This window comes from Dyella sp. 01N36 (genome assembly GCF_056399745.1).
Window position 1 is genome coordinate 77,856 of sequence record NZ_JBFTRY010000001.1, and the last position, 12,626, is coordinate 90,481.

General features: G+C 61.8%; 11 protein-coding genes. 9 read left to right on the plus strand and 2 right to left on the minus strand.

Annotated elements, in window-relative coordinates; genetic code table 11:
• Positions 1-67 precede the first annotated feature (67 nt).
• Positions 68-565 (minus strand): hypothetical protein, encoded by a 498-nt coding sequence (locus AC1DMG_RS00350; protein ID WP_441603817.1) that lies wholly within the window; start codon positions 563-565, stop codon positions 68-70.
• Positions 566-576: 11 nt separating this feature from the next.
• A complete protein-coding gene (locus AC1DMG_RS00355; protein WP_477180059.1) occupies positions 577-1,674 on the minus strand; it encodes a porin in 1,098 nt (365 codons plus the stop codon).
• A gap of 208 nt (positions 1,675-1,882) precedes the next feature.
• Between AC1DMG_RS00355 and AC1DMG_RS00360 the strand changes: the two genes are divergently transcribed.
• The 9 genes from AC1DMG_RS00360 to AC1DMG_RS00400 all read left to right on the plus strand — a co-directional run bounded on the left by AC1DMG_RS00360 (position 1,883) and on the right by AC1DMG_RS00400 (position 12,596).
• Positions 1,883-3,649 (plus strand): ATP-binding protein, encoded by a 1,767-nt coding sequence (locus tag AC1DMG_RS00360; RefSeq protein WP_477180060.1) that lies wholly within the window; start codon positions 1,883-1,885, stop codon positions 3,647-3,649.
• Positions 3,646-5,007 (plus strand): sigma-54-dependent transcriptional regulator, encoded by a 1,362-nt coding sequence (locus AC1DMG_RS00365; protein WP_477180061.1) that lies wholly within the window; start codon positions 3,646-3,648, stop codon positions 5,005-5,007. The genes AC1DMG_RS00360 and AC1DMG_RS00365 overlap by 4 nt, the downstream gene beginning before the upstream one ends.
• A gap of 545 nt (positions 5,008-5,552) precedes the next feature.
• Complete coding sequence (locus tag AC1DMG_RS00370) at positions 5,553-7,424, plus strand: gluzincin family metallopeptidase (RefSeq protein WP_441603821.1); 1,872 nt, start codon at positions 5,553-5,555, stop codon at positions 7,422-7,424.
• Between the two features lie 257 nt (positions 7,425-7,681).
• Complete coding sequence (locus tag AC1DMG_RS00375) at positions 7,682-8,905, plus strand: ComEC/Rec2 family competence protein (protein WP_441603822.1); 1,224 nt, start codon at positions 7,682-7,684, stop codon at positions 8,903-8,905.
• A gap of 43 nt (positions 8,906-8,948) precedes the next feature.
• On the plus strand, positions 8,949-9,716 hold the full coding sequence (locus tag AC1DMG_RS00380) for a hypothetical protein (protein WP_441603823.1): 768 nt from the start codon (positions 8,949-8,951) through the stop codon (positions 9,714-9,716).
• Positions 9,717-9,731: 15 nt separating this feature from the next.
• Complete coding sequence (locus AC1DMG_RS00385; protein WP_441603824.1) at positions 9,732-9,989, plus strand: hypothetical protein; 258 nt, start codon at positions 9,732-9,734, stop codon at positions 9,987-9,989.
• Positions 9,986-10,621 carry a hypothetical protein gene (locus tag AC1DMG_RS00390; protein WP_477180062.1) on the plus strand — a complete coding sequence of 212 codons (636 nt, stop codon included), beginning with the start codon at positions 9,986-9,988 and terminating at the stop codon, positions 10,619-10,621. Before AC1DMG_RS00385 ends, AC1DMG_RS00390 begins: the two co-directional genes overlap by 4 nt.
• Before the next feature lie 83 nt (positions 10,622-10,704).
• Positions 10,705-11,931, plus strand: a complete 1,227-nt coding sequence (locus tag AC1DMG_RS00395; protein ID WP_441603826.1) for a patatin-like phospholipase family protein — start codon at positions 10,705-10,707, stop codon at positions 11,929-11,931.
• 29 nt (positions 11,932-11,960) lie between these two features.
• Complete coding sequence (locus tag AC1DMG_RS00400; RefSeq protein ID WP_441603827.1) at positions 11,961-12,596, plus strand: glycoside hydrolase family 25 protein; 636 nt, start codon at positions 11,961-11,963, stop codon at positions 12,594-12,596.
• Positions 12,597-12,626 lie beyond the last annotated feature (30 nt).

Below are 12,626 nucleotides of genomic sequence, written 5' to 3' on the forward strand. Positions count from 1 at the left end.
AGCGAGCGCGCGGCATCCTGCAGAGTGCAAAGTTTGTCTGCAATGATTGGCGCGGCGGCCGGGTGACTCAGGGCGCAGGATGTTCCGGACAGATCGGAAGATCTTCGGCCTGGTGCGCCGGCAGGGTGATGGTGAGCACGACGCGCACGCTGGCATCTGCCTGGCAGGGTTCCACGTAACCAATCGCACCCGGCGTGGTCGCCACAAAACGGACCACGGCATCGGCCGAGGCGAGCACGTAAGGCGGACTGACACCCTGGAAGTATTGCCGATCCCAGTAGTCCTGCAGCTGGGTGTCGTCCATGTGCAGCAGCGCGCGCGAGAACGCTACGCGCATCGGCGCGCGGCTGGGGAAATTGACCGGCGTCAGCCGCTGCCCCTTGCCGTCCACAAAGATCTTCTTCAGATACACGTTGCGCACCGTGTTCTGATCCAGCGTCATCTGCGGCCCATCAAGTGCCGTGATGATCGCAATCTGCGGCTGTGCGGCCCAGGCCGAGCCCGCCCGCATCAGCAGTGCACTGATGATCAGCCAGGTGGACCATTGCCGAAGTTGTCCGCGCATGGGAGCGACGCTCAGAACAACACCGCGACGGACGCCAGCCAACCGGTCGGCGCGAGCAGCTCGTTGTGAGAGCCGTCGCGATATTCGAGTTTGAGCACGACCCCTTCAACCGGCTTGAAATTGATGGCCGTGGTGCGGATGGTGCTGGTTTGGGCGGGCGTCGATGATCGGTAGCGCTCGTAGCGGCCGATCAGGTACAGCCGTCGCCATAGCGGCACCTCTGCCTGCACGAAGCCGCCTCGCTCATCGGGGCGGTTACTGGTGCTGCTGCGGTAAATGCCTTCGCCCGTGAGGCTCACGTAGCGGCTCGTCCAGCTGAAATCGATGCCGTTGAGCCGGTATTTTTCGCGTGGCTGCTGCAGCTCGTAGTTCAGCGTGGAGGCGCCGATACTCAGCGAGTCGCCCAGCAGGTGGTAGAGCACCCGGCCACCAATGGCCTGGCGAAAATTGTTCTGCAGCGTCTCGGTCGTGCCGAAGTTGGTATACGCATTGTCCTGATCGCGGCCGATGTTGAGGTTCTTGCTGTCATCGGCAAAGACCCAGTAGTCGAGGTCGTTGCCCTTCACCGGAAGCGTGCCGAACATCATCGCGCCGTTGGTATGCAGCGCAAACGCGGCCGAGGTCGACAGGGGACGCGATACCGTCCAGGTCAGCGGGTCGGCATGCACCAGATTCCACTCGCCCACGGGCGTGAGGAACTTGCCAAAGCGGAACGTGATGGCCTGGTTGGCGTGGTAGTCGGCGTACAGTCGCTCGATGTCGAGCTCGGCGTCGTCATCGTCGGTGCGCCCGGTGCTGTTGACCGGGTTGGTGGCTTCGATTTCGCTGAAAAGCTGCCAGCGCGTGCCGATGTCCTGGGTGATGAACAGGCTCAGGTCGCGCACGTTGTAACTGGTCTTGGTGCCCTGGACGCTGAAGAAATTGAGGTCGGCATAGCCGCCGACACGCAAGCCCACGCCAGGAAAGTACAGGCCCTGGCCCAGCGTATAGGGCGCCGGTTGCCAGCTGCCGTCGCCATCGTCCGCGGCCATCGCGCCCGAGGCGTAGGCCAGGCCCAGCAGCAGGGCGACTGCGCCAGGGAGCGAGTAGCGGCGAGGGTGCCTGTTCATCGGTCATACCCACCAACATGGAATGGAATCGAGCCGGCACGCCTGGTTCGGGCGGCAGACACAGCGAAACGAAAGGCTGGCGAGCGACTATTTCATCGGAGGGGCTCGGCACTGCGGCGGATTCTGCGACAGTGCAGGGGCCGCCGCAAAGGCGTGCCATCCAGCTCGGGCGGCGACGCACTCCCATCATCAGCGCGACGACAGCACTTTGACCACACGATCAGCCCTGTTCCGCCTGCTGTTCCTGACCCTGCTGGGCACCGTCATGGTGGTTGGGGCGCTCTCGTTCTATCAGTTTCGCAGTGCGCTCAGGTCGGAGATCGCCGGCAACCTGCGATTTGGCGCCAGCACCGTGATGCAGCGCATCGACACGCTGCTGTTCTCGCATATCGAAAACATGCGCGTGTGGAGCGGGCTGGAGGTGATGCAGGACATCCGCGTCAACGATGTCGACAAACGCCTCTCACACTTCCTTTCGGATCTGCATGCCGGGCAGGGTAACGCGTATGCCGCGCTGCTGTGCACCGACGAACACGGACGCGTGGTGGCAGCCAGCCAGCCTTCCCTGATTGGCACGGCGGCGCCGACCGGTGCTGTGTGGCGCCCCATTTCGGGCGCTCGCCTGGGTGGCGCATCCATTGCCCAGACGTGGGGCGCCGATGGCCAGGGCGCCATCTTGCGTACGCCGGTTGCCAATACGTTTGGCCAGGGCAGTATCGGCTACCTCTACGTCGTGCTGAACTGGCAAGCCGTGCAGGCGCTGCTGGACGAGGCCGTGGGTCACGGGTCACGAGGGCTCCTGCTGGTGGACGATCACGGTCGCGTCATCGCTGCCTCCGCTGCCTTGCGGACACGCGCCGTCCTTTCGCGCCTGCAACTGGATTGGCGCCTGCCGGCGCAGGGGGCGTTGTCCTATGTCCGCGACGGCAGTGCGCTTGGCTATGGGACGTTATTGGTCGGTATCGCCACGTCGACGGGCTATCAGCAATTCCAGGGCCTGGGCTGGCATATCGTGATGATGGAGCCGACCTCGGTTTCCTTTGGCCCGATCTGGCGCTTGCTGTGGGCAATGCTGGCCGTGCTGGTGCTGACCTTGCTTGCGGGATTGTGGATTTCGTCGCGACTGGCCAATCGCATTGCGCTCCCCATCGTGGCCCTGACTGACTTTACGCGCAGCTTCCGTCAGCGCGACGCTGCGTTGCCGCAACTGCCGGCCACCCATATCTCCGAGATCCACGAGCTGCATCGCGCCTATGCGGAGATGATCGACGCCTTGGCGCGTTCACGCGAGCAGGTAGTGCGTGCAGGCAAACTCGCCGTGGTCGGTGAGATGGCCGCCATCATGGCGCATGAGGTGCGAACGCCCATGGGCATATTGCGCAGTTCCGCGCAAATGCTGCAGCGGCAACCACACTTGGGCGAGCGCGAGCATGAGCTGATCGGCTTCATATTCAGCGAGACCGAGCGGCTCAACCGGCTGGTCACGTTGTTGCTGGAATGCGCGCGCCCGGCGCCGCCCGATTTTCGTCCGCACGACTTGCACGCCATCGTCGACAGCGTGCTGGGCTTGCTAGCCTCGCGGGCGGACAAGGCCGGCGTTTCCCTGTCCAGCCACTTTGCCGAACCGGTGCTGGTGTTTCCCTGCGATCGCGAACAGATCATGCAAGTGCTGCTCAACCTGGTGTTGAATGCACTGGCCTTCGTGGGTGAGCACGGCCGTGTGCAGGTGGCCACCCGCTCCGATGCGGCCGCGGTGTGGATCAGCGTGACGGACGACGGTCCCGGCGTTCCCGAATCGCTGCGGCAGACGATTTTCGACCCCTTCTTCAGCCGTCGAGATGGCGGCATCGGCCTGGGCCTGACCATCGTGCAGCAGGTGGTGCATGTGCATGGCGGCGAAATCACCGTGGGCGAGAGTGCCTGGGGTGGCGCCTCCTTCAATCTTCGATTCGCAGTGGATGGGCAAAACCGATGAACGCCAGGCGGATACTCGTGGTGGACAACGAGGCGAAGATGCGCCGCATCCTCGAATTGTCCCTGAAGTCGCTCGGCCATGACGTGCTGGAAGCCGGTGACGGCATGGAAGCGCTTGCCGTCATCGAGAAACAGTCGGTCGACCTGGTGCTCACGGATCTGCGCATGCCGCGGATGGATGGCATTGCCTTGCTTGAGGCCTTGCGCGAACGCAACCAGGACGTGCCGGTCATCGTCATGACCGCCTACGCCACCATCGAGACCGCGGTGGCCGCCATGAAACTTGGCGCCGTCGACTACATCATCCGGCCGTTCGAGATGGAGACCGTCGAGATGGCGGTGACGCGAGCGCTGGCCATGCAGGCCGTGCAGCGCGAGAACCTTTTTTTGCGTGAGGAGATATCGCGAGGCTGGGGCGAGTTCATCGGCGTCAGCCCGGCCATGCAGGCGCTTTACGAGCTGATCCGCCAAGTGGCGCCAACGCGCAGCAATGCCTTCATCGTCGGGGAAACCGGCACCGGCAAGGAATTGGTGGCACGCGCCATCCATGGGGCATCGGGCCGGCAAGGTCTCTTCGTGCCCATCAATTGCGCGGCCATTCCTACGGAGTTGCTCGAGACCGAACTGTTCGGCCATATCAAAGGCGCATTCACCGGCGCCTTGCGCGATCGCGTGGGCAAATGCGAGCTGGCCAGCGGCGGCACCATCTTTCTCGACGAGATCACCGAGATGCCCACCAGCCTGCAGGYCAAGCTGCTGCGCGTGCTGCAGGAAGGACACATCGAGAAGCTCGGCGCCAATGCGGCGATACCGGTGGACCTGCGCGTGGTGGCGGCCACCAATCKCGAGCCGCAAGAGGCGGTCGAAGCAGGCATGCTGCGACGCGACCTTTATTTCCGGCTCAACGTGGTGCGCGTCGACGTGCCGAGGCTGCGTGACCGCCACGGCGACATGGTCATCCTGGCCAATCACTTCCTCAACAAATACTCGCTGGAACTGGGGCGCGCCACGCCCCGATTGTCAGTGCGTGCACTTGAGCGACTGGAAACCTACGACTGGCCGGGCAATGTACGCGAGCTTGAGAATCTGATGGAGCGCGCCGCCGTGCTCTGCCGCGACGGTGAAGTTGGCGCCGCGTTGTTGCCGGCCGAGCTTTCGCGCGAGCCGACGGTGCCGCCGCCGCACGTCGCGCCACCGCCCGAAGGCTCTCTGGCCTTGAAGGATCGCGTCGAGTCCCTGGAGCGCCAACTCATCGGGGCCGCCTTGGCGCGCAGCGACAACAACAAGGCCGCCGCGGCGCGCCTGCTGGGCGTCAGCGAACGCACGCTTTGGTACAAGCTCAAGACGTATCAGATGTAGCGTTGCATTCATGCTATCGAAGCACTCTCTTCGAGGCCGTCGGCTGAAGAGTGCGCGCAGCTGGAGACGCCGTAGCGGCCGCGCAAGCTGCTTGGCCATGAGTAGACGCAGCAGAAAAAGYGGCCTGCTGTACCAGGTGATCGAACCTTGACGCAGGGGCTGCATCGATGTGGCCGACGGCCACCGCCTGTTCGATGAGTCGTGCGCGGGAGAATCTGCGCAATCGGGCAGGCGTTGCATCTGTGTAGCAAGACTACAACCACTAGCTAATTGAACTGAGTATCCGTGGTGGTAGCGTCGCAAAGGTATGTTGCGCCATTTGCGTGCCCGGTGGGTGCATCTGGCAGTAGAAGGCCAGGGGTTTCGTAAGTCGTCTGCGTCCGCATAGCTCAGCGGAAGAAAGAGGCCTGTGCCTTAGCTTCGCATCGCGGTGTTACGCGGACACGGCGCGATCGTCGAATGGGCTCCGGAGTGGCGGGGATGGGTCGCAGGGAGTGCGCCAAGCGTTCTTGCATCGATCACCGGTTACAGCGGCGGAGTCAGCCATGAGCCAAGTCGTTGGAAAAGACGCCAGCATTTACGAAGTCGTGCGGATTCCCAAGCCGGCATTTCGCCCACTGAAGGTCTATGCATTTGACCCCAGTGCGGGACACTACGTGGGCAACCGCATGACGGTGCGTGTGACCTACGAGCCCTTGGCTCCCGGTCCGGTGGGCGAGCGACTGGCTGTCGTCGACTACGATTATTCGCAGAAGACCTATTATTTGCCGGTAAATCTTGACGATCTTCGGCTCGTCATGCCCGGCGGCCTCGAGCCCAACGAAGGTGATCCCCGCTTTCATCAGCAGATGGTGTACGCCGTTGCGAGCGAGATCCTCCAGCGATTTGAAAACGCGCTGGGACGCCGCATCCGGTGGGCCCGGGCAGCGAAGATGAAGTCAGGGCGCAACCAGTCGAAGCTGTTTCTCTTTCCACACGCGATGGTCGGCGCCAATGCGTTCTATAGCCGGGCAGTCCAGGGCATTGTGTTTGGATATTTCCGCGCAAGCAAAACCGACCCTGGCGCCAACCTCCCAGGTCAAGTCGTCTTCACGTGCCTTTCCCACGACATCATTGCGCACGAAATGACGCATGCCATCGTGGATGGCATACGGCATTACTTCATGGAGCCGACCAATGTAGATGTTGTGGCCTTCCACGAGGCCTTCGCTGATATTTCGGCGCTCTTCTGTCATTTTTCGCACAAGGATGTCTTGCTCGATTCGCTGCAACGGACTGGCGGAAAGTTGTATGAGAAGAATTACGGACCCGAAGCCGGTCCAGATACAAGCACGCCCGAGCCAACCAAGGCCACCATCCAGGCGCAGCTATCCAAAGCCAATCCACTATTGGGTCTGGCGCTGCAATTTGGCGAGGCATCCGGCATGCGGTCGGCTTTGCGCAGCGCGCTGGGCACGCCTCCCGATCCCAACGACTTGGCCACGAAGACGGAGCCCCACGAACGTGGTTCGATCCTTGTCGCTGCGGTGTTCGATGCCTATTTTTCGATCTACACGCGTCGAACGGCCGACCTGTTCCGGATCTTTCGTGCAGGAAGTGGTGGCACCAATCCCGTGGATTTGCCCCAGTCTCTCGCGGGGCGCCTGGCGGAAGAGGCGAGCCGCACGGCAGAAGAGTTCTTTACGATTTGCGCTCGCGCGCTCGACTACTGCCCGCCAGTGGATATCGTGTTTGGTGACTTCTTGAGAGCGCTGCTGACGGCTCATGCGGATCTGTATCCCGGTGATCCCGATGGCGTCCGCAACGCCTTCATGGAGGCGTTTCGACTGCGCGGCATCGTGCCGCAGGATGCGAGTTTCTTTTCGGAAAACGCGTTGTTGTGGCCGCAGGTCGATGCGGATGCGCTTGATCCGGTCGAGGGCTTGACCTTCGGCGACCCCAATGGACTGACCGACCAGGAAAAGAACGACAACGGCAGTGTGCTTCGAGCGTACGCCAAGGAACATGCCAAGAAACTTGGATTTCCCGATGACCATGGGCCCATCGATGCACCATCGTTCCATCCCATGTTTCGCATCGGCCCGCAAGGCGACCTGATCGTGGATATGGTGGTTGAGCTGGTGGAGACCTGTCCACTGGATACGGACAATCCCGAGGGCGCGCCTTTCCGTGGCGGAGTCACTTTGCTGATTTGGCAAGAGGCGCTGGTTAAGGGAAAGCGTCCACCGCCACGCATCCATTACGTCATACCCAAGCATCGTGATGCCGATCGGGCCACCCGTCAGCGCATGTACAGCGCAAGGCTTACCGGTGCATTGGACGATCACGATCACGATCACGACGACCAGCGCTCGCCCAAAGCTGCCAAGCCAGTCCCGATGCGGATCGACTTTGGGCTCATCCACGCAGGGCTATAGCCATGGCCAGCCAACCCAGGAATTCTCGCCGCGTGCGCACGAGCCGAGCGTCGGCCGGTGCAGTTCATCGTTCGACAAGCAAGACAGCGGCAGCGAAAGTGACCAAGACAGTGGCGCGCAAAGCGACAGGAAAGGTTGCCAGGGGAGCAACGAAGAAGTCCGGAGAAACCTCGACGCGATCCCCCGCGTCCCCGCGCGTAAAGGCGGCATCCCATAAAGCGCCATCGACGAGGGATAAGGCTGCGACCGGTTTGCGCGTGCGCATGTATCGCGTGGGCTTTGGCGACTTCTTCCTGGTCAGCGTGCCGGCGGCCAAGGGCTACCAGCACATCCTGATTGATTGCGGCGTACATGCGAAGGACACCGGGAGCATTGTGGCGTCCGTCAAGCAGATGGCCGAGGAAACCAATCATCGGCTGGCACTGGTCATCGTGACGCATCGCCATGCCGACCACATTTCGGGTTTCGCACGCTGCAAAGAAATCTTTGAGACATTCACGGTAGATCGTGTGTGGATGTCCTGGTTTGAAGATCCGCGCGATAAAAAGGCGAAGGCGTCACAGGCGAAGCTCGCCATGGCCGCGATGCGTCTGGGCGCGGCGTTCGCCGATCGCAATCTCGCGGGAGACCAAAGCTATCAGCACATGGTCATGAACATCACGGGAGGCGGCCTGAACCAGTCCGCGCTGGATATGTTGCACGGCTTTACGAATCGCCCACCGGTGGACTACTACGCYGCCGGCGCGACACCCACGCTCCCCGCGAGCCTGGTCGCCACAGGCCTGAAGGCTTCGATTCTGGGGCCACCCACCGACCCCGCCTTGATTCGGACCATGTCAAACAGCAGTCAGGAGTACCTGGCCCTGGCCGAGTACGCGGCGTCAGGCAGTGTGGCGCCGTTTGCGAAGGGCTTCAACGTGCCGCCTGAGCAGTACGACAGCGAAGTCTTTGCCAGCGTCGACAGGAACACGCTTCAAGAGCGCATCAAGTCGGTGCAGCCAGACCTGCTTGTCGCAGCGGCCGTCGAGGCCGACCGATACCTGAACAATCAGAGCCTGGTGGTGCTCTTCACCTTTAAAGGGAAAAGCCTTCTCTTTGCCGGTGACGCCCAATGGGGGAATTGGGCGAACTTTTTGTATGGCAGCGCGACGAGCGACACCCTGACCAAGGACAGCGCAGCGCTTTTGGCCAAGCTCGACTTCTACAAGGTCGGTCACCACGGAAGTCGCAATGCGACTCCCAAGGCGGCTCTGCAAGCCATGCGAGATGGTTGCGTGGCGATGTGTTCAACAGCGGATGGCGCTTTCAACGGCGTGCCGCGCGTACCCCTGCTGACAGCGATTGACGCGAAATCCAGGCAGCAATTGGCGCGAAGCGACCAGGTGGGCGTGCCCCAGGCAGCCGCCATTGCAGAGGTGCTACCCAAGATATTCAAAGCCACCTCGAAAGGCGGCTACGGGTACATCGACTACTTCCTTTGAAGCACATCAGGGCCGGTGCAGTGGATTTATCAGGAGCAATGCCATGAGTTGGGACCTCATCCAGTCCATCCAGAAGACGACCGATCTGCGTCTGATCTTGCCTTTTGGGCTCACCTTGAAGCTCGGCGACGTCGTGGCTGTCGGGCGCGACGGCGTCTTCTCACTCCAGGGCAGTGCACGTACGTTGCTGGGCATGGATGCAGGCGAGCCTCGCCCGAATGGGAGTGCCATCAATCTTGAAGAGCAGTCGGGCAGGGATACTGTCTGTCGCTTCAGGGCGGCCGGCGTCGCGTCGAGCCTTTTCCCCGACGCTCCGCATGCCAACGCCGGTTTCGATGTCTCTTTCCAGAATGCAGATAGCTGGCTGCTCGCCGTCATAGGGCGACAACTTAGCGTTCTCGATCAAGTCGATCGTTTCCGTCAGCCCATCCTCGCGGCGTACAAGCGCGGTGTGTGGAAAGCTGATTGGGCGCTGGTGACCGGCGTGGCGAGCGTGGAACGCATGACGCTACTCGCATCCAGTAGTGCCAGCTCCAAAGTGGCGCTTTCCGTCGGCGCAACCGTCACGGCAACGACGCCTTTGGAGGCGGCCCTCACCAGCGATGTTAGCATTTCGGCCATGAACCAGCAGATCATCAAATGCATGATCACTCAGCAGTCGGGGGCCTTCTGCACTGCCATTCGCGTCAAGGATTCCTGGTTCAAGTCGCCGGAAGTGGGAGATCTCTCGCTGGCAGGGAAGCATCGTGACCCCACTGCCGCCGGCCACGACGCTTTTTGGGAGGATGTCGATGATGTTTCCAAACGGTAGACAAGGCGATCCGCTGTGCTGAGCGAGGAGGAGTTTCACGAGCTGCGGCGGGCGCTGTATCGCTGGTCCGAGCGTGTTCCTGATGTCCCCGTTCTGGGCTTTCTCGACTCAGATTCACTGATGACGCCCCGCGAAGTCTTCGAGCACTTTGATCGTCGCACCAGTGAGGGGCGCGGCATCCGCACGATCCTGGAGCACGGTGTTCGGCGCGAAGGCTTGCCAATGGTGGTGGAGCGCTTTTCGCTCGGCAGGAACGAGGAACGCGCGCGATGACTGGCACGCGGGTCGGACAGCTCGCGCTTGTCGTGCCGCGGGACGATGCCGCGGCACGACAAGCTTGCGATTGGGCGGACGACCTTGTGGCGCGCTGGCCAAGTCACGCGGTTGCGTCCCGGGTGGATGATCGATCCCCCGCCAAWCGACAGACGATACAGCTCCTGTTGGCTTCGAAGGCCGATCTCACACTTTATTTTGGACATGGCAATACCCGCGCCTGGCTCACGCTCGGTCGAGTGACGATGGGCGTGGCAGCTGTTGCCGCAGGGGCGGGAACAGCCGTGGTGTCAGTGGCCTGCGAAACAGGGCAGCGACTGGGCCCACAGGCTGTCACTGCCGGTGTGATTGCCTGGCTGGGCTTCACTATCAGAGTACCGGTCATGCCCACGCACAAGGGGCTCGATCCGATCGGTGACGCGCTTGTCGATGGTTTGGAGGTGTTGGGAAAGGCACAAAGCATGCAGGTCGCCAGGGATGCCGTCGTCAGTGCGCTCGACCGCACCGTCGACAGCTTTCGCAACGGCTCGCTGGCATCGCATCCGGGTGCGGCGCTCGGCTACTACGCAGCGATGTGCCTGCGCGATCACGTGGTGATCCACGGCAATGCGGCCCATGTGCCACTGCCATGAACGAGGTCGCGGCGGACAAGTGGGGGAGTCCGCGTCCAGCAAGTAACGATCGTGCCATTGCTGATTGACAACGAGGCATCGCCATGACCATTGGGGATCTGATCGTCCATTCCACGACACCGGCGCCGCCCGTGCCTGCCGAGGGCATTGCGTTGGCGCTCTCCGGCGGCGGTTACCGGGCCATGCTGTTTCATACCGGAGTGCTATGGCGCCTGGGGCAGCTTGGGTTCTTCAAGGACAAGGACCAATCACGGCAGGCGCCTCAGCAGGCTGCTCCCAACGCCGTCGGGAAGCTGGAGCGCATATCGAGCGTATCCGGTGGGTCTATCACTTCTGCCGTTCTTGCGCTCGCATTCGCACAACTGGAAACCCTGGACGGGGCCGCTTTCGATGAGGCGTATGGCAGGCTTGTGGTCAAGCCTATTCGTGGCTTGGCGTCGACGACTCTCGCGGGAACCTCGGCCGAAGGAGTGTTCCATGTCCTGAAAGACATCGCGTTACCAGGGAGCGTCAGCGACCATATCGCCGATGCCTACGACGAGCACCTGTTCAACGGCAAGACGCTGCAGGACCTGCCCGATCGCGTGCGCTTCATTTTCAACGCGTCCAATCTCCAAACCGGCTCGCTTTGGCGCTTCTCCAAACCCTACCTTGGAGATTGGCGCGTGGGCCAGGTGGTGTCGCCGGGGTTGTCATTGGCGAAGGCGGTGGCGGCGTCGTCTGCCTTTCCACCAGTGCTGGCGCCAGCGATCCTGGACTTGAGCAGGACACCGCTGGGACCCTTCGCCACGGATGGTCCGGCCATACCCTTGGAGCCGCCATTCACCACGCGCCCTGTTCTGGCGGATGGCGGTGTGTACGACAACCTGGGCCTTGAGACCTGCTACAAGCGTTATAAGACGCTGTTCGTCAGCAACGCGGGCAAACCCTTTGCGTCGCAGGCAAGCGTGGCCAAGAACTGGGTGTCCATTGGCAATCGGTGCCTTGATGTCGTGGACAACCAGGTGGGCAGCCTGCGAAAGCGACTGCTAATGCTGGCCCTGACCCAAGGAGAGCGCTACGGCGCCTTCTGGGATATCCAACAAGACATTCGCACACACAATGCACCAGGGGCGCTGCCGTGTCCCTTTGAAAGCACGGGTGCATTGGCCCAGGTGCCCACTGACCTGGCGAGCAAGCCCGCCGACATTCAAGAGCGCCTTATCAACTGGGGCTATGCCATTGCCGACGCGGCATTGCGGCGATGGTTCAACAGTGCGCTGGCTCCGCCGCCAGACTTTCCGTATCCCAAGGTTGGCGTGGGCTCCTAGTGCCAGGTATTGCCGAGGAGGAACTGGTCATGCTGAACGCAGTCATCGACATTTCTCACCACAACACCGTCGCCGACATGGCGAAGGTGAAGAAAGATGGAGTGCAGGGCGTTTTTCAGAAGGCGACCCAGGGCGCAACTTACAAGGATCCCACCTTGGGGCAAAACCGAACGAAGATCGAAGGCGCCGGGCTGCTTTTTGGGGCCTATCACTTCGGCGTGTCGGGTGATCCCTCCGCGCAGGCCGAGTTCTTCCTGGACACCGTCGGCAAAGGTGCGTTGCTCGTGCTCGACTTCGAACCAAACCCACAGGGCTACGACATGTCGCTCCTGGAAGCCGAGCAATTCGTGCACCACATTTACACGAAGACCAAGCGTTACCCGGGCCTGTATTCGGGACACACGATCAAGGAGGCGCTGGCATCGCAGGGCATCACCTCCGCCACTCAAACCGAACTGTCCAAGTGCTGGCTGTGGATTGCCCAATACGCAACCGCCCCGTTGATTCCCAAAGTCTGGAAGAAATGGGCCGTCTGGCAATACACCGATGGCGCCATCGGGTCGATGCCGCATGAGGTGGCAGGCATCGGTCGTTGTGATCGCGATCAATTCAACGGCACGGCGAGCGATCTGAAAAAATTCTGGACTGACAACATGTGGGCGTAACCGCGTGCCTTAGCACCAGCGCAAGGAGTG